14 protein-coding genes are annotated in these 19451 nt (G+C 41.6%); 7 read left to right on the forward strand and 7 right to left on the reverse strand.

Translation table 11 applies throughout. The features are described 5' to 3' along the window. Positions 1-20: 20 nt before the first annotated feature. The 4 genes from H8S90_RS04980 to H8S90_RS04995 all read left to right on the forward strand — a co-directional run bounded on the left by H8S90_RS04980 (position 21) and on the right by H8S90_RS04995 (position 9902). On the forward strand, positions 21-2444 hold the full coding sequence (locus tag H8S90_RS04980) for an ABC transporter permease (protein WP_187341483.1): 2424 nt from the start codon (positions 21-23) through the stop codon (positions 2442-2444). A gap of 40 nt (positions 2445-2484) precedes the next feature. Next, complete coding sequence (locus H8S90_RS04985) at positions 2485-4869, forward strand: ABC transporter permease (RefSeq protein ID WP_187341484.1); 2385 nt, start codon at positions 2485-2487, stop codon at positions 4867-4869. Positions 4870-5024: 155 nt separating this feature from the next. Further along, entirely contained in the window at positions 5025-7433 is a 2409-nt protein-coding gene (locus H8S90_RS04990) for an FtsX-like permease family protein (RefSeq protein WP_187341485.1), read from the forward strand. A gap of 36 nt (positions 7434-7469) precedes the next feature. Continuing rightward, positions 7470-9902 (forward strand): FtsX-like permease family protein, encoded by a 2433-nt coding sequence (locus tag H8S90_RS04995; protein WP_187341486.1) that lies wholly within the window; start codon positions 7470-7472, stop codon positions 9900-9902. 264 nt (positions 9903-10166) lie between these two features. On the opposite strand, the gene H8S90_RS05000 is transcribed toward H8S90_RS04995, so the two are convergent. The 4 genes from H8S90_RS05000 to H8S90_RS05015 form a co-directional block, all read right to left on the reverse strand. Continuing rightward, a complete protein-coding gene (locus tag H8S90_RS05000) occupies positions 10167-10502 on the reverse strand; it encodes a DUF86 domain-containing protein (protein WP_187341487.1) in 336 nt (111 codons plus the stop codon). Next, positions 10495-10788, reverse strand: coding sequence for a nucleotidyltransferase family protein (locus tag H8S90_RS05005; RefSeq protein WP_187341488.1), 294 nt, complete (start codon positions 10786-10788; stop codon positions 10495-10497). The genes H8S90_RS05000 and H8S90_RS05005 overlap by 8 nt, the downstream gene beginning before the upstream one ends. Positions 10789-10929: 141 nt before the next feature. Then, positions 10930-11244: a hypothetical protein gene (locus tag H8S90_RS05010; protein ID WP_187341489.1), complete on the reverse strand. Its 315-nt coding sequence runs from the start codon at positions 11242-11244 to the stop codon at positions 10930-10932. 22 nt (positions 11245-11266) lie between these two features. Next, the gene (locus H8S90_RS05015) at positions 11267-13033 is read right to left on the reverse strand and encodes a HEPN domain-containing protein (RefSeq protein ID WP_187341490.1); all 1767 of its coding nucleotides are present in this window, start codon (positions 13031-13033) and stop codon (positions 11267-11269) included. Positions 13034-13386: 353 nt separating this feature from the next. Here H8S90_RS05015 and H8S90_RS05020 point away from each other — a divergent pair, with 353 nt between their 5' ends. Then, positions 13387-13629: a DUF6364 family protein gene (locus tag H8S90_RS05020; protein WP_187341491.1), complete on the forward strand. Its 243-nt coding sequence runs from the start codon at positions 13387-13389 to the stop codon at positions 13627-13629. After that, positions 13619-14050, forward strand: coding sequence for a PIN domain-containing protein (locus H8S90_RS05025; RefSeq protein ID WP_187341492.1), 432 nt, complete (start codon positions 13619-13621; stop codon positions 14048-14050). The genes H8S90_RS05020 and H8S90_RS05025 overlap by 11 nt, the downstream gene beginning before the upstream one ends. Before the next feature lie 168 nt (positions 14051-14218). Here H8S90_RS05025 and H8S90_RS05030 read toward each other — a convergent pair whose 3' ends face one another. Further along, the gene (locus tag H8S90_RS05030; RefSeq protein WP_187341493.1) at positions 14219-14443 is read right to left on the reverse strand and encodes a helix-turn-helix transcriptional regulator; all 225 of its coding nucleotides are present in this window, start codon (positions 14441-14443) and stop codon (positions 14219-14221) included. A 305-nt stretch (positions 14444-14748) separates the two neighbouring features. After that, positions 14749-15321: an alkylphosphonate utilization protein gene (locus tag H8S90_RS05035; RefSeq protein WP_187341494.1), complete on the reverse strand. Its 573-nt coding sequence runs from the start codon at positions 15319-15321 to the stop codon at positions 14749-14751. Positions 15322-15533: 212 nt separating this feature from the next. Here H8S90_RS05035 and H8S90_RS05040 point away from each other — a divergent pair, with 212 nt between their 5' ends. Then, a complete protein-coding gene (locus H8S90_RS05040; protein WP_222852241.1) occupies positions 15534-15752 on the forward strand; it encodes a hypothetical protein in 219 nt (72 codons plus the stop codon). Between the two features lie 70 nt (positions 15753-15822). Here H8S90_RS05040 and H8S90_RS05045 read toward each other — a convergent pair whose 3' ends face one another. Continuing rightward, entirely contained in the window at positions 15823-19302 is a 3480-nt protein-coding gene (locus H8S90_RS05045; protein WP_187341495.1) for a DEAD/DEAH box helicase, read from the reverse strand. Positions 19303-19451: the final 149 nt, after the last annotated feature.

A 19451-nucleotide genomic window follows, 5' to 3' on the forward strand; every position in this document is an offset into this window, starting at 1 on the left:
AGGCTTATAATTTAACAAAAATGATAAAGAACTATTTCAAAATCGCCTGGCGGAATATGCGCAAGCATAAAACACATACCATTATCAATATACTGGGCTTAGCCATTGCTTTCATCTGCAGTATCCTTTTACTGCTATCGGTATACCATGAATTTTCATTTGATAATTTTCATCAACATAAAGACCGTGTGTTTAAGCTTTATCAATTCGATAACTTATTAAAAGGTACAGACCTAAGCCCTGCCATGGGCTACCCGGTTGCCACTTATCTAGCCAAGGAGGATATCGGTATAGAAAAAGTTACACGCATAAAATCGGGAGGCCGCGAAATCCGCTATAAAGCGAAGTCGCTCGACGTGGGCACCACCTTGGTAGATCCGGATTTCTTCGACATCTTCTCTTTTAACATAACAGCCGGCCAAGGTCAATCGCCTTTAGGGAAGCTAGAAGATGTTGTAATCAATCAACAAACTGCCAATAGCTTGTTTGCTAAGGAAAACCCGATCGGTAAGGCCGTCGAAATTAAAATAGCGGGCGAATGGAAACGCCTCATTGTATCGGCTGTTATGGCGGATGCACCAACAAATTCCACTTTTAAATTTTCGGCTTTAGCGCGAACGGAGATAGACCCAAATTGGGTCAGAACCAAAGCAGAATGGTATGAGCGACATCACAATATTTATGTACGGCTCGCTCCTCATGTAAGCCAAGTACAGGTAGAAAAACAGTTAAGACTATTTTTCCAAAAGCACGTACATCCTGATGCTGAATCTTTAAAAAGAGACGGCTATCTAGCGGATGCCAATGGCGATTATTTGGGTATGCGATTACTTTCACTTAAAGATTTACATTTTAACAGTGAGCTGGGATCTGGTGACACGGTTAGCAAAACGTATTTGTTTATTCTCTTCCTCGTTAGTGTCATTATTTTGTTTATCGCATGCTTCAACTATATCAACATACAGATCAGTTTATCCTTTACGCGTAATAAAGAATTAGGCGTTAGGAAATGTTTAGGCGCTGCTTCACATCAAGTATGGGGACAGTTGTTTTCGGAAAATTTTCTACAAATTTTCATTGCGCTGTGTTTAGGCTTGATAGGTACGTTCACTTTAATCAAAATACTGGTACTTCACAACCTTCTGCAGTTGGATAGTCAATCACTTTACCATCCGCAGACGCTCATTAGCTTATTCGCTATCCTAATCTTCATTTCGCTCGCGTCCTCCAGTTATCCCTTTTTCGTTTTAAATAAGCTAAAAACCACCGAAATATTTAAAGGGAAATTCAGCCTCATCAAATCTGGAATCGGTAGAAATACGCTCATCACTTTACAATTTATTACCGCAATTATCCTGATCTGCTCAACACTTGTCTGTTATCTGCAGTTTCAGCATTTGCGAACAGCCCAATTGGGATATAACACCGCTTCGATCATCAGCATTCCCATAAAAGATGCAGTGAATGGCCGGTCTATCAGTGCCAAACTACGCACTCGCTTGACTTCTAATCCGGCTGTCATAAGCGTATCGGGAGGCGATGTGAACCTCGGAATCGGAGAAGATGGAGGTACTTCCAGGTCGCAGGTTGGTTTTAAACACGAAGGCAGAAATATACAGACCTCTTTTATTTCGGCCGACTATGATTTTCTAAAAACGCTTTCTATTACACCCTTGGAAGGTCGGGATTTTTCAACCGCTTTTGTTTCGGATAGTACATATGCAGTCGTTATTACCCAAAGCATGGCGAAACAACTGGGCAAACCACCTCTACTTGGGCGCCTTATTAACACGGATTCAACAGGCCGTTATGGCTGGCAAATCATCGGCATCATTCCCGATTTTCACCTCTACTCGATGCACGAAGAGACCAAACCGCTTACCATTGTACTGGAACAGGACACCCCTATTGATTATATTTTTGTGAAGGTAAATACGCAAAATCCGCAGGTGACTATGGAGCAGATAAAAAGGACATATACAAGCTTGGAGCCTGATGCGGAATTTAAAGGAACCTATGTAGATGAAAATGTCGAGCGTTGGTATAAAAATGAAAAACGTTTAGCCACACTTTTTTCTGTAGCTGCCGGAATTGCCATTTTGCTATCTTGCATGGGGTTATTTGGTTTAGCACTCACTATCATCAATCAGCAAGTAAAAGAGATCGGCATCCGGAAAGTGTTAGGCGCGTCCATTGCCCAAATTGCAAATAAAGTCATTCAGGAATTTCTTAAACCAGTTTTTGTTGCTTTTCTAATTGCAGGCCCAATTGCCTGGTGGATCATGAATAGCTGGTTGGAAGATTTTATATATCGGATCACTATACCCCTTTGGATTTTTCCTTTATCGGGCTTAATTGCGCTGTTAATAGCCTTGCTGACAGTGGGCATTCAATCATTGAAAGCGGCGAGGGCCAACCCAGTAGATAGCTTGAGGAGTGAATGATGAATGCGGATAGCTTAAACACCAATGAAAAACAAACACAATGTTTAAAAATTATCTTAAAATCGCTTGGCGGAATCTCTTAAAGCAAAAAAAATCATCTGCGATCAATATTATCGGTCTAGCCCTGGGTATGGCGGTTTTTATACTTATCGCTTTATGGGTTTGGGATGAACTGACATTTAACCGATTTCATGAAAATGATGATCGTGTTGGCCAGATTGTGCAAAATCAAACATGGAACGGACAAACAGGCACGTCATTAGCACAACCTGTCCCACTGGGAAATGAATTGCGTACCACCTACGGAGAATACTTCAAGTATGTTGCGATGGCATCTTGGATGATTCCACAGGTTTTGTCCTATGATGACAAACATCTTTATCAAAACGGCGTCTTCACTGAAAAAGACGGCCCTCATATCCTGTCCTTAAAAATGCTTCGCGGCAACCGAAATGCGTTACAAGATCCGAAAAGCATAATGCTCTCTGAATCCACGGCAAAAGCTTTTTTCGGCGACACCGATCCGATCGACAAACCAATGAAGATCAAGAAGTCACTCGATGTTAAGGTTGCTGCCGTTTATGAAGATTTACCTTACAACACGTCATTCAGGGAACTTGACTTTATCGCCCCTTGGGAGTTATACCTCATCTCAGAACCTTGGATCAAGCAGGTGGAGACCGCTTGGGATGATAACTCCTTCCAAACATTTGTGCAAATAAGTGACCATACCAATTTTGAAACCGTTAACAAGGCCATCGTAAATGCAAAATTTAATCGCGTCTCAGCAGCTGATAAACGGTTTAAGGCACAGATCATCGTACACCCAATGCAGGACTGGCACCTATGGAACGACTGGAAAGACGGCAAGGTAGTGGGCGGCTTAATTTCATATGTTAAACTTTTTGCGCTGATCGGCTTTTTTGTCTTGTTGCTTGCCTGCATCAACTTCATGAACTTGAGTACTGCCCGATCTGAAAAAAGAGCGAAGGAGGTGGGCGTAAGAAAAACGGTAGGTTCGTCCAAAAAGAGCCTCGTTTATCAATTTCTAACGGAGTCGATACTCGTTTCCGTTATCGGCTTCGGCTTCTCCATACTGTTGGTCGTCCTATCACTTCCTTGGTTTAACGAAATTTCAAATAAACAAATCGTATTTCCTTGGAATTCCTTGATGTTCTGGGCTATAGCCACTCTCATCACCGGAACCACCGGCATTGTTGCCGGTAGTTATCCTGCTTTCTATCTTTCCTCATTCAAGCCTTTAAAAGTGTTAAAGGGTACATTCAAAGTTGGAAGGCTGTCAACCCTACCCCGAAAAATACTGGTAACCGTACAGTTTTCAATCTCCATTGCACTTATCATCGGAACCATTATTGTTTACAAACAAATACACTATACTAAAGATCGACCCATTGGATACGATCGCGGCGGTTTGGTAACGATCAGAATGGCCACGGCGGATTTCTACGGAAAATATGACGTTTTAAGAGAAAAACTCAAGAATTTACGCGCGATCGAAGAATTGTCTGAATCGTCCAGCCCATTAACAAGCGTCCAATCCAACCGTAGTGGCTTTGAGTGGGACGGAAAAGACCCCGATCTCGCCACTGATTTTGCTACCATCTGGGTGACTCATGAATTTGGGAAAACCGTGAATTGGGAAGTAAAAAAAGGTAGGGATTTTTCGAGAGACTTTGCTACAGACACCAATGCCATGATCATCAACCAAGCTGCTGTCAAGTACATGAATATAGATGAACCTGTTGGCAAAACAGTTCATTTCAACGACAAGCAATACCAGATTGTCGGCGTCATACAGGACGTTATCATGGATTCGCCCTACGAGGCAGCGAAACAAACGGTTTACTGCATTGATTACGAAAATGTCAATTGGATCAACCTAAAACTAAATCCGGAAAGAGGCACGCATGCCAGCATGCAGGATATCGAATCGGTTTTCAAATCAGTGATTCCTGACGCACCTTTCGAGTATAAATTTGTTGACGACGAGTATGAGGCGAAGTTCAGAGAGGAAGTTCGTATCGGAAAGCTCGCCTCTGTGTTCTCTGGTTTAGCCATCGTCATCAGTTGCCTAGGTGTATTTGGCTTAGCTTCCTTTGTTGCAGAAAAACGTGCTAAAGAGATCGGCATCCGAAAAATAATTGGCGCTAGCTTATATCAACTCTGGGGTTTACTCTCCAAAGAGTTTGTCTTTTTGGTGATTCTTTCCTGCTTCATTGCCATGCCTATCGCCTATTACATACTGCATGACTGGCTTCAGAAATACAGCTACCGCGCATCAATACCTTGGTGGGTTTTCGCTGTTTCCGCCATCGGAAGCCTGCTGTTGACGATCATTATTGTAAGTTTCCAAACGATGAAAGCCGCGAGAGCCAATCCGGTGGATTCGCTCAGGGACGAGTAAATTATGCCTGTCCGCAATTGAACGGTTGGTGTCCGATTCCGAACACTGTCATTGGAAGCAAAAACATAACAAACAGTTAATCAGCGCTATAAGTTTCTGGCGCATTTGCTGTTAAGCGTCATACGTGACATAGTCAAGAATAAATACCTATCTTAATGAAACAGTTTTACATCACCTTACGTCACCTATGGCGGAACCGATTATTTACCGGACTAAACATTTTAGGTTTAGCCATCGGTATTAGCGCCTCGTGGATTATTTACCAGATGGTTAGCTTTGAATTTAGCTATGATCAACACCAACCTGATCGTGATCGGATATTCCAGTTCTATGCGCATATGAAGAGGGGTGACGGTGAAAGTCGGGAGGAGATCTTCATTCCCAAAGCCATTCTTCCCCATGTGCTGCATGACATTAGCGGCATCGAAAAAACCGCTCCTTTATATTACCGGAATTATTCCAGTGCTAAAACAAGTGATGGCCGTACGTTAGACCAACTCGACGAGCAGGTGGCGACCCTACCGGACTATTTTGAGATGATCGGCTATCAATGGTTGGCGGGAAACCCACGGCAAGCCATCGCTTCCGATAAGGTGGTGTTAACAGCTAAACGGGCGCAACGTTACTTCCCCGGAAAAAGTCCGGAGACCATGATCGGGCAGACCATTACCTATAATGACACCGTGCAGAAAACCGTCAGTGGCATTTTAGTCGATCTGGATTACTTGAACAGTTTTCCCCCACAGGAATTTTTTGCGCTCAACCAGGAAGAGCTAACAAATACGAACTGGCAACACGTTTCATCCGAAGAATTGCTATATGTCAAATTGGAAAAGGGCGTGAGCACCAAGACCGTCCTCGATCAATTGAATCGAATCAATAGCGCCGTTAATCGGGAGATTTTTCAACAGTATAATTTTACTTCCAGTTTTAAACTGCTCCCCTTGGCCGATAAACATTTTGCTACGCATTTGAGTCTCCGTGCCCGAACAGCCAGCAAGCCGATATTATTTGGCTTATTGGGCATTGCGGCTTTCCTTTTGGTCTTGGCCTGCATTAACTATATTAACCTCACTACCGCGCAATTGCCCCAACGCGCCAAAGAAATCGGTATTCGTAAAACCTTAGGTGGAAAAGCTTCAGCTCTTATTTGGGCTTACCTGAAAGAAACCCTCGTCCTCTGTATCTTAGCTGTTATTTTATCCTTTCTGATCACGGCAGTTGCCCTACGTGTCTTTGCCGAATACCTACCCGAAGGCATGAACGATTTCAACAATTATATGGAGATGCTACTCTTTACGGTATTGTTGATTAGCGGAATCACCCTAATAGCAGGGCTTTATCCGAGTTGGCTGGCCACGCGTGTACAGACCGTACGCGTATTGAAAGGCCAAGTAAGCCAATCGGTCGGTGCTTACCAACTGAATTTGCGCAAGGGACTTATTATCTTTCAGTTTGTAATCGCACAAGTGTTCGTGGTATGCGCCATCATCATTGGTCAGCAACTAAGATATACGTTAGATAAAGATTTAGGCTTTCAGCATGAAGCGATTGTGACGGTGGATATTCCCTACAAAGTACAAACAGACAGCAGCTATCAGGGGAAACAATTTGTTTTAAAACGTATGCTTGAACAGCATCCTGAAATTGACGGTGTAGCATTGGGCGACATCCCGATGAGCAATTGGATGAACGGATGGATGATGGATTATCGTAGCGATACGGGCACCGTGGAGAAGCAGCTCTTATTCAAAAATATTGATGCCAACTATCTGAAGGTGTATCAAATTCCGTTGCTCGCCGGTCGGAATATACTGGAAACAGACACCATTCGGGAGCTATTGATTAATGAGACGGCACTGAAAAATTTTGGTTTTAGCAGGCCAGAGGATGCTATTGGACAAACCCTTTATCAAAATGACAATCCACGCATCATCGTAGGTGTATTCAAAGATTTTCATCAATTTAGTTTAAGAAATGAGATTCCAGCGCTCGGTTTTACCGCTGTTAAGCCCGAGCTGGAATCATTTAACGTCAAGCTGGCCAGTAAAAGACTTTCATCTTGGGCAAGCACCATTGCCCTTGTGGAAAAGGAATGGAAACGCGTGTATCCAGGCGTTGATTTTCAATATCAGTTTTACGATGAGACTATTCGCGATCTTTACCAACAGGAACGCCGTACTGCCAAATTGGTAACGACCGCCACAATGATCACCTTATTGATCAGTTGCCTAGGCCTATACGGCTTAGCTACCTTAACGGCTTTCCAACGAACGAAGGAAATAGGTATCCGAAAAGTATTGGGCGCTACGATAAGCAGTGTTATTGCGCTATTATCAAAGGATTTTGTTAAGCTAGTGCTGTTAGCATTGCTTATAGCCGCACCGATTGCCTGGTGGGCGATGAACAAATGGTTGGAAAATTTCGCCTATAAAATTGAAATCCAGTGGTGGATGTTTACGTTGGCCGGCTTTGGGGCCGTTATGATTGCCTTACTAACTGTTGGCTTCCAAGCAGTCAAAGCGGCCATTGCAAATCCAGTGGATTCGTTGCGGGATGAGTAAAATTAATAGAGGATCTTTGACCAGAAATTAATAGCCATGTTAGTAACCCACTTCAAAACAGCTCTTCGCTCCTTGCAAAAAAATCGACTGTTCAGTTTCATTAACATAATGGGGCTTACCGTAGGATTATGCGCTTGCCTGCTCGTTTCCACTGTAGCACTGGACGACCTGTCATACGACGATTTTTGGAAACGAAGTGACGACCTCTATCGTGTTTTTTCTTCCAATAAAATGGGTGATGACCTCTATGTAGAAGAAGCCTACACACCCATAGGTTTAGGAACCGAACTCAAAGAACGTTTTCCAGAAGTAGAAAACTTTTCAAAAGTTCACACATCCGAATTACAGCTCAAACCAAGTGACAATGCGTCTAATGGTATAAAGACTAGTATAATCGCCTTGGATTCCAATGCTGTAAGGATGTTTGATTTCGATCGCTTATCCGGACAATTGGATCGCTATGTACCCGGTCAACAAAATCTATTGATCACGGAAAGTTTTGCTAAACGGTTCTTTAAAGAAGAAGACCCCATTGGCAAAGTCATCTACGACGTACCAACTTGGCAGGACCAACCAACACCCTATCTGGTTACCGCTGTTATCCGAGATCTTCCCCAAAATACACACTTAAGAGCCGATGCCATTGTGCTTATGGAGCCTAGGGTAGAAAGAATTGAAAAGAACCGAGGGACTAGCAACTCACAGGTTTATTACCTCCTGAAACCCGGCGCAAATCGTCAGCAATTCGAAGCAAAAGTAAACAATTGGTACGCTAAACACCTCGACCTCGAAGAAGGCAAGGTCATATTTTCCTTCCAGCCCATGCGCGATATCTATTTGCATTCGGCTTTTAATAACCATCAGGAAATCAAATCGAGTATTCGGTCTGTATATATTTTCGGCAGTGTTGGTATTTTTCTCTTGCTGATTGCCTGCATCAATTTTATCAATATGAGCACCGCTCGCGCGACGCAACGCCTTAAGGAAAGCGGCATTCGAAAAATTCTTGGCGCGGAAAGAAGGCAGCTCATGGGACAGTTTTTAACAGAATCCTTACTCTTTTTTTCACTTTCTACACTACTTGCACTGCTCCTTTACGCGCTGTCCTTACCTATACTGGAACGGTTTTTAGATCATGGACTCACCAAAACCGTTTTCGCCAATTGGCCCTTCTTCCTTAGTACCTTGCTTTTTATCTTCTTGTTGAGCCTGCTCACGGGGGCCTACCCTGCGATACTCCTATCCGGATTCAAGCCATCGAACAGTCTACGGGGTCGTTTTGTCAATTCCTCCTTAACATCGTCGGCCGCATTTCGAAGAATATTAGTCGTCACCCAGTTTTCCATAGCTATCATCACTTTGGTAGCCTTATTAGCTGTTCAATCGCAACTGCGTTTTATCAATCAAAAAGATCTCGGTTTTAACAAGGAGGGTTTATTGTACATTGATATGGTTTCCTGGGAAGGAAAGGGAGAGACCATTAAGGAAAAATTAAAACAATTACCGGGTGTATTACAAGCTAGTATTACAAGCTGGGTACCTCAAAGCGGAATGACTTCCGGAAATATGAGCTTCGAGCATCCTGTAAAAAAAGGGCAACAAACACAGGTCAACTTTATTTTTGGAGATCTCGACTTTGGACAAACCATCGGATTAAAGCTAAAAAGCGGCCGTATGTTCGACCGGAATTTTGGAACTGATTTGCAAAACACCTTACAAAGGGAGTCGGATTCTACAAAAAAAGAAGATCGTGCGAAGTTACGGCCAATAATGATATCCGAATCTACTGCCAAAGAGTACGGTATTGATGAGGCCGGTGGTCGTATTACTTCAACAGATTATCATGTTGTTGGAATTATTCAAGACTTTCATTACGAATCGTTACATCACAGCCTTACTCCTGCCATTATCGAAGCTGGAGGAGCTGCTGGTTTCGGTGGAATGTTCATTCGGATAAACTCAGGCCAAGAACAACAGGTATCGATCGCTTTACACAAAATATGGAGGTCTATTTATCAGGATAAATTACTGAACACCAACTGGATGAGTGATATTCTTGAGAAACAATATGCTAAAGAGCAAAAGCAACAGACCTTATTTACTTTCTTTAGTGCCCTGATGTTATTCATTTCTTCCTTAGGCGTTTTCGGACTGGTATTGCATGCAGCAGAACAACGTGTGAAAGAAATCGGCATACGCAAAGTGTTGGGAGCGAGCGTTAGTAGCATTATCAACCTGCTATCTAAAGATTTTGTGAAGCTGGTGCTATTGGCTATTGTCCTTGCATCACCGATTGCTTGGTGGGCAATGAATAAATGGCTGGAAGATTTCGCGTATCGCATTGATTTGCAATGGTGGATGTTTATTACAGCAGGGGGAGCTGCGCTGTTTATCGCCTTAACTACGATAAGTGGGCAAGCCTTCAAAGCCGCTACAGCAAATCCTGTCGATAGTTTATGGGATGAATAAGCTTAATTGAGCTGAAGGTATTCAATTACTTTGCTGCCTAGCGAAAAACATGAGTGACATTTAAGTTCTGTTGAGAGATGTAAGCTTTGATTCTGTGCTTTATAAAAAATTTTGTGTTTTCGTCATAACGAAGGAGATCATTTTTTATGCGCGACACCTCCATACGGGAAAAACTTTACGATTATATCCGCTTTGCGGATGATAAAAAGATAAAGGCCATTTATGCGATTGCTGAAGCTTGTAAAATACGGTTATAACTTAACATTAGCTATTCAACGATTTAATATCATCCAACAAGTCAGCTAAACGCAATTGAATGGTTTCCCAAACAATCTCATTATTAATACCGAAGTAATCGTGAATAATAAAATTGCGAAAATCCTTTAATATACGCCATTCAATTTGGGGGTTATTTACTTTGAAATCTATTGATACCCGAGATGCTGCTTCACCAATTATTTCAAAATTACGCTCAACCGCATGTCTTGTCTTGGAGTCGGCTTCAAAGTCTTCAAACGTATAGCCATTGGTATATTCTAGAATTGCCTCAATTGCTTGCTCGATGTCAAGCAGTAATAATGTCAAATCCCGTTCAGACATGCACCAAATTCTTTTCTACATAGAATAGGTAAGCTGGCTTAATCCCTTTTCGGGATACTACATCCACTTTTTGGTTGAAAAGATCCTCCAATTCATGGGCGAGGCGGATGTATTGAAATCCATCAATGCGAGAATTAAAATCAACTAAAATATCGATGTCGCTTTGGTCATTCTGCTCTCCCCGAGCATATGAACCAAAAAGGCCAAGCTCAGAAAGGCTGTACTTCTTTTCCAATTCTTGCTTTTTGGCCTTAAGCATGGTCAATATCTGCGCTTTATCATACATTGATATCAAAAATAATAAATGTCTGCCATTATCACAAGTCCCGATTTCCTACGTGTACATCCAATACTTATTTTGTGGTATCGACGGAAAAAATATCTGACAGAATTTCCACTTTCTTAGTCAAGCGCAAAGCTCTTTCAGTTATATATTATGAATCCCTGCTATTTCAATTTTGCTTGAATCGGATTCTGCAAATTTCTGCCATAAGTCGAGCAACTTCTTCCAAGCTTCCACCAATTCTTTAAATTGACTTATAAATCTACCAAATTCTACTTTGGGTCTGTCACTTACGCCACAAATATCATGAGTTCCCGCAACCATCAACTTCCGCAACTTCTCCTTCCAGCTCGTAAGTTTTAATGCACGATAAGTACTTCTTAAATCACCAAACAAGAAGGCCAGCTGCTTGTCCTCGGTATCGAGGTCTGTAAATTTATAATGAAAATCTGTATTCATTACTCAAAACAATTTATTTTGGTTACACATTAGGTTCGGGCTCTTTCGTGTTATCTTCCACCTTCTCCGCCTTATTCTTTAACTCCTCCAATACCTCCTCACACAGCCCGTCAAAAAAACGAAGTAAATCTTTTGCTTGATCGCAATAAAACGATTGTGAAGTTTTCGATAAGCCGATCGTTGCGTTTTCCCACCAAATACTTTCAGGTCTAAACATCAGGTGCAAGCGTGCCCTGTCCGTTTCGCTTTTAGGGTAAATGAAGTCCAACACTCTCCTGCCGGTTATTCCACTCCAATCGATCAGTTCAGTTAAATGCACCTGTCTCGGCAAATAGCCTACCGCACATTGCAAATAAGTATGGACACCCATTTCCAATAAATCCTTCAACAATAACATGCCGGTATCGAGCATCAAATTTGGCGTTTGTACCACCACTTCTTTCAGGTTGCTCATACAGCCCCTTGCGTTTTCCCACAGGTTTTTTACCCGCTCATATTCCGCCTTCCAGTCCACTTCGGTCACCGTAAATGAAGGGGTAAAAATCGATTTCCTACGCAAAACCCGGCCTTTTGTCCAAAGCGTATGCACAAAACGATCGCCTTCGGAGAGCTTCTTCTTCACGTATTCCACATTCAGGTACACTACTAGGGCACTGGCGACTCCCGCCTGTACACGTTTAAAGCGGAAGGGTCCTTTATTCTTCATCAGAACCACTAAGTAAAGCTCGACTTTGGCGCCTTGCTCTTTATTCCCATCTGGTTGCTGAAACAGGTTGCTCCCAGAAAAACCCCCGGTATGGTAGTTCAACATCATAATCTGCTCAGGATTGTGCTTTTGGCGAAAAGAGTTCAATAAGCTATTGACATCCTGCTTATAGGAATCCGGCCATGGGAAACCGGAAAAATCTTCGCATACTAGCTGCGAAGGCGACGGGTTAGTGTCTATCGCCAGTACAGGTGCCTTCTCTCCTTTCACATCCCCGCTCAGCTTAACCTCATCCGCCAGCTGCTCCCGATAAGCTGCAATCCGCTCCATCATGGTCGCCACCATGCTGTCGAGCATCGCACTTGCTTGCTCACACTTTTCCAAAAGGAGACTAAATTGATCTGTCGTAATCTCCACTATATCCATCTTTTTTCCCTTCACATAGCTTTCGTCCAAAAGGCGAAATAGATCAACCGATGGACTGTCATAGGGGAAAATGGACAATATTTGCGGAGCCAAAGCCCTGAGCGATTTCATCAGGTATTCCACGTTATGCGATTTACCTCCATTTACACCGGCAGTAGCTTGAAAACCTTTCAATCGGACCGCTAAGAATTGATGCAGCATAAAGGTTGCTTGTCCATAGTCCCTTTTGATGACGAAGTTGTTCACCGCCTCCCTGAATTCGTCGGAAGTTTTCCGACATTTCCCATAGTTCAGTTGGGAAAGTTCCAGCAAACCCGTGATGGTCTTATGTGATAAGAGCGGACTTTTTTTCTTCGATGCCGCAAACAGTTCATGTTGGGGCAAGGAAGCATAGGTGTAGTACAAACTGCCTTGCTTCAATTGATTTTGCCATTCCCCCGCCAGTATCATATCAAAGGGAACCTCCGTCGTATCCGACATACACAGGGATACAATAGGCGCCATAGCCTTGGGTGACAGCCCCTTGACTGGATTGATCACCAATAAAAGATGATGCTGTTCTTCTTCTAAAAAGGGATAAGAAAAAAGAAAAACACGATGTAAGTCCATGCGCTGAACCAAGCGTCCAACAAGCGTTTGTGTAGCTAATGTTTTCATATAAAGTTAATTAATGTACAGAAAATCTATACAAACTTAAACGTATTGTTTTGAAAAACAAAATATTTGTATATTTTTTCTGTACAAATATTTTGTTAATATGTTCAAATGAATATTTTTTATGATAGCGATCGGTAAGGTTATGACGAAATGGTAGTGGATAAAATAATGGTTACGAAGAACGGGATTGAACAAAGCCCAGATAAACGAACTAACGCTCGGGCATTGTCGGAAGGACAGGTCATACGGTAGTAATAAAGGCTTCTGTATCAAATACATTAACTAACAGACCAAGCAAAATATACGCATAATAAATATTTATGCGTATATTTGTATATAAATCAGATTGGCTCATGAAAGCAAAATTGAATTTAAGCATAGACAAACAGCTGCTAACTCAAGCAAAAGCATACGCTGCACAAAAGCATAGTAGCGTTTCCGAGCTGGTAGAAAATTATTTTAAAACTTTTGTAAATAAGCCTTCAAAGAAGGGGATCGTTCAGCTCATTGAAAGTTTACCTAAACCAGAGATAGCAGATCAAGAAGACTTGAAAAAAAGATACTTAGAAGATAACGCTAAAAAATATGGCTTTTAAAGTACTACTAGATGTAAATATTCTTCTAGATTTTACACTACAAAGAACCGCATACCAAGAAGCAAAAACGATTATTACCTGGACTGAACAGGGCACTATAAAGGGTTTTATTTCACCTTCAGTTGTACAGATATGTGCTTATTGGATTGCAAAATCGTATGGTTCAACTAAAGCGAAAGAAATTCTAGGCTTACTGTTGGGCTTTTTAGATAGTCTGGAAATTTCTCATGAACAAGTGTTAGCTGCCGTTCATTCTTCTATGTCGGATGTAGAAGATGCTTTACTTTACTATACGGCTTTACATCACAAACTCGATATCATTATCAGTCGCGACCAACATTTTCAGCAAAGCGGTCTCCCTTCCCTCCCGGTTCTTTCACCAAAAGAATTTATTGCCTTTATTCAGAAAAAATCCTTTTAGAAAGTGCTTGAGCTAAATAATGTGCTCATCCATTATTCTCTTTTTTATCTAATTTCGTATGCTGCCAGCAGATACCGTACTTGAGGCCTCAAGTACGGACAAGTAAATACGCTTCATGGTTGTTTCTGGCATAGAACAAACTTATAGGAAATGCCGTTAATCTGCAAACTACCTTTTTTCTTCTTTCAATTCCAAATCCCCATATAATTTCATAAGCATCTCGCAGGGATCCGTATCGATCGCTTTGGCTATCAGCACCAACTCATCTGCACGCAGTTTGGCGGAGGGGTTAAGGGATAATTCACTGATACGTGGTTTGCTCAAACCGGTCCGTCTGGCAACCATCGATTTATTCACCGATTTCTTTGCTAAATATTCGCCTAATGGGGTCATGTTCTAAGTATTGATAGTCATTTGTTAGGTTAAATATTCAATTTATAAAGAATTTCTTAACATTTTTTTGATAATTGAATATATTTCTTTAATCTTGTAAAGATTTTCTTAACAAAAACTAAAATTAAATTTAGACAAAGCCCCGTCGTGGTTTACACTTCAACTATGGACAATACCTCAGAAAAAAAACCTTAGGGAAAAAGCCGGTATTCCATCGCGGCTTGGACTTCCAAGCATTTAGTTCGCGGGCAGTCTTTAATTTTGGAACACACCTCCGTATCATGTGCTCCACATATAGAACGCCTTTATTGCTTACGCAAATATTTGGTAAGAATAACGATCAGCTGTCCTTCCACCCTACCTTCTATCTGTTCAGGATTATCTTCCACTAAACGGATATTCCGAACAAGCGTACCTAATTTGGCAGAAAGCGAACTTCCTTTCACATCCAGTGTTTTCGTAAGCACCACCGAATCTCCATTTTGGAGGGTATTGCCGTTAGCATCTTTATGCACTACAGTGCTCACCACGTCTTCTGCAATTGGAGCTGCTTTCGCCCAGGCTAACGTTTCTTCATCAAGATAAAGGATATCCAGTGCATCTGCCGCCCAACTTTCACCCTTTAGGCGATTAAGCACACGCCAGGCCAATACCTGTACCGCTGGCACCTGGCTCCACATGACATCAGGCAGAAAGCGCCAATCCTCCGAAGAGAAGGCTACCGCTCCCTCTAATTGATCTGCTAGATCTTTTAATACAAGCACTTCATTGTCCGAGTAACTGTCAGCCGCTACATTGTAAACTACCACATCACCCGCCTTACCACTTAATTCACATTTACCTCCGCTACGGGCTTTTAAGGTATCATTTATTATCATTGCTGTAATTTTAGTTGAGGCTGCAAAGATAAGCTTTTCTAATGACAGCATTTATCGCTCATAGCGAATGATGGTTTCGGAATCTATTTCAATAGATGGTTGAAAAAATATGACCCTCCTCAATTTAGGAGAATCTTTTTCAGGGAAAGTAAAAAAGAAATATTCGGTAACTTTGTTCATATGACAGTGCAGCTAGAAGAAAACCCACTTCCATGAAAGCGATGGCATTGGAAAGCCCCGGAGCACCTCTCCGGCTTAAAGGGATGCCCGTTCCGGAAGCCTTACAGGATATCGATAAAGGCGGCGCAGTTATCTGCGGAGGCATCCACATGAGTACTATTCCTTCTTTTCCCTATGCGCTCTTATGGGAAGAAAGGAGCCTTCAATCGCTGGCAAACCTGACACGCCAAGAATTCGGTAATTTATTTTAGAAATGGTACGTTGTAAGTTCCACTCAAGCTGATTACGGTTACTTTCTTCCTCTTTGAGGCGTTGTTATCTTTATTCAAATAATTTCAACAGTTGTTCTCTATTCAAGGATTTCAGCACACTGCTGTCTGCTTGCACAAGCGATTCCGCCAATGCTTTCTTGTTGTTTTGCATCGCTATAATTCTTTCCTCAATGCTATCTTTACAGACCATACGGTATGCCATCACATGCTTGTCCTGCCCAATACGATAACAGCGGTCGATTGCCTGCGCCTCTGCTGCCGGGTTCCACCAAGGATCTAAAATATACACATAATCCGCTGCAGTCAGGTTCAATCCTGTTCCACCAGCCCTTAAGCTGATCAAAAACACCCGGCAATCATCTTCTTCCTGAAAGCGACTCACGGCTTGTTGTCGGTAATCACCACTTGTTTTTCCATCTAGGTAGGCATAGTCAACATTCATACTTTTCAATTCTTCCCCTACCAACGCCAACATTTTCGTAAAGGAAGAAAAAATGAGCAGCTTATGTCCTTGCGTTTTCTCTATAATATGTTCACGAATTTCTTCAAGTTTAGCCGACAAATTGGAGTAATCTTTATCAGGAATCAATGCCGGTGAGTTACAGATCTGCCGCAGTCGCATCAATGCTTCCAGCACGAACATCGTTGCCTGATCTTTGCGTTCTTCCATTTTGTCTTCCAATTCACTACGAAAACGCTTTCGGTACTGCTCATATAACTTACGCTGTTCGGGTAGCATTTCACAATAAAGCACCATTTCCGTTTTTTCCGGCAAATCTTTGGCCACCTGCGCTTTCGTTCTCCGTAACATAAAAGGCGCTATCAATTGTTGTAAGGATTCTTTCGTTTCCAAACTTGCTGAACCATCCGCTATACCAGGAAAGTTCCGTTTAAACTGACCGTAAGTTCCCAAGAATCCCGGATTTACAAAATCGAGCTGGGCAAAAATATCGGATATACCGTTCTCAATGGGCGTGCCTGTCAATGCCAAACGATAGTCAGACCGAACGGTCTGTACACATTCGAACCGTTTGGATTGCGGATTTTTGATGGCTTGGGATTCATCTAGGATCAGGTAACTGAAATGGTATTTACGGAACACCTCGATGTCGGCCATTAACGTACCATAGGTGGTGAGCAAAAGTTCTCCGTTAGCTGCAGAAATTTCGGTTATTGAACGGTTTGTGCCATGGTGTACCCTTACCATTCTATGTGGAACAAATTTGCTAGCTTCCTGTTGCCAATTGAAGAGCAAGGAATTGGGCAATACGATGAGCGACGCAGGAGCTGTTGAGTCTAGCTCATAACTATATTCCAGCAGCGTCAACACTTGTAGAGTTTTTCCAAGCCCCATATCATCCGCCAGTATTCCGCCCCAACCAAATTCGTGTAAAAAGCCCATCCAGCTAAAGCCTATCTCCTGATAAGGGCGAAGAATCGCTTTTACCTGCTCTGGTTTGGCTATCGGTTGAATCTTGTCGAACGCTTGCAGCTTCTTTCGTTGCAATTTTAATTGCTCATGCAACTGCTTATCATTGATTTTATTAGCGAATGACCGGATGGCGGTGAAGTGCTTTGCAGAAAGATGGACCTTATTCTTTTTAATTTTCCCAACGGATAGGATGGGACGCAGCTTATGCTGCAACTTTCTGGGAAAATGCCCCACAGAGCCATCGGGTAACATCAACATTTCCCGTTCTTTTTGTATCGCTGCTTGAAGTAGCTCTAAGTCTATCACTTGCTTATTAAATTGAACGTTTAGATCAACATTCAAGGTATCACCATCTTTATTGATTACCATTGTCCAGTCCATTTCATGGGGCAAAAAAGGTAATCCTTTTAAGTTTTCTATACCTTTTAGCTTAACTTGATCCCCCTGAAGTCTAGCAATTGTCTCTGCTAACCATGTTGTTTTACGGACAAAAGATAAGGGGATCGACAATATTCCAGAATCCGCCTGTTCGGCAAACGAGCTATGCAATGATAAAAGTAAATTTCGGTAATCACATTCAACTACTTTATCTCTGTCATAAATAAGCAACGTTTCTTTTTCTATGCGAAAGGCAATGCTTCCGTCGTAAACAGGGTTTGCAACCAAAGAATTTCCGTAAACTATTTGTGGCTCGATATAGAGATGTTGCTCGCGAATGCAAAAACACACCACTTTGGAAATGATTTTTAGCTTGCCTTTCAAGGCAAAATTTAGATAACTATTTTTGGGTTCGTAACTTAGAGGATAGCGCTCTGCCAGAGGAAACAATATATTATCCATGAATTGTTCAACGTCGTTCGGCAACACCGTTAAACAAAAATCACATTCTCTGAAACGTTGAATCATCTCTTCATCATGAGCCTGTTGAACAAGTATATAGTTGTGACTATCTTTTAAGAAAAACGAAAATCTATCGGACATGAACTGTGGTTCATCTACAAGCTTACCTTCCAGATAGATTTCCAATTTCAGCTGCAAACAACCATTGTTTTCAATTAATAAAAAGCGGAGGGCGATTTCCTGCAGTGAAAAATTAGGGATTTCGTAAATCCCATGCGTTGGCTTTACGTGTTCACGCCGGCTTCGCCACACATTAAAAACTATGATCGGGTACTTATTTAAAACCGGTATAATCTTTTTCCAAAGCCGTAATAAAAGTCTCCTTTTTACAGCGTCAATGTACCCTTTTGTATCCAGTAGCTCAACGTCATAGTTAAGGTTTATCAATGTATCTTTGTTCAAAAGATCAATACGTAACATATGATGACAAATCGACTGAAGCATCTCTTCTTCAGCGTCTATGTCTAGGAAAGAATGATTCAGATCGAAGATGTAGCTGCGCTCAAAATTCACATATTTCGTCCCGTCTTTATTTTTTTTTGCTAAAAAAGGCAAAAGAAGTGGCATATTGTATCCATGATGAATGGGTATTCCTAATAATAAATCCTTTTCCTTTACCTCTCCAAGCTTTGAGGACGGAAAAAAACTAATTTTTTCACTATAGCATTCTGCTTTATTACCATAGTTAAAAACTCTACCATATCCCTCTCTCGCTATAAACTTAGGCTTGTGCCCATAATGGTAAACGTAGTAGTCATCCACTTCAAAACGAAACATCGGATAAAACTTTTCATCCAAGGTGATGATTTCAGAAGAATAGAGCTGTTTGAAAAGTGAATCATTATATCTAATCCGATCCAACACTCCATAAAAAGCATGTTTACATATATCTTTTACGCTTTTATTACAGGAACAAGCAATCGCTATGTGTGCTTCACTTAAATGAATCGTAAGCTTGAACTTCCCGTCCATATCTTTTCCTCTCAGCCCCACCTTCAGCTCGTTACCCTGTAAGTCTTCAAAAAAACTATAGATGTGTTTCTTCACTTTTCCAAAATGTTCAAACATGTTTTGAAAATAGGTTTCCGACAACATAAAAGCCTCCCCATCCTCCCACGGAATAACGTAACATTCGGATGACTTTCGCCTCGATTTTTTTTCCTGTTTGATCTGCTGGTTCTCTGTAATTTTCTTCATAAAGATTGGTTTAGATTTTCTATAGTCTCGCCTTCCTGCGTAGTGGCCAACGAAATTGATTTAAATTCGAAAGCACAAATATAATAATATTATTTTAAAGCATATTAATAATATATAAAATAATTTTTAAACTGCTTAAAATACAAATT

Source organism: Olivibacter sp. SDN3 (assembly GCF_014334135.1).
GTDB lineage: Bacteria > Bacteroidota > Bacteroidia > Sphingobacteriales > Sphingobacteriaceae > Olivibacter.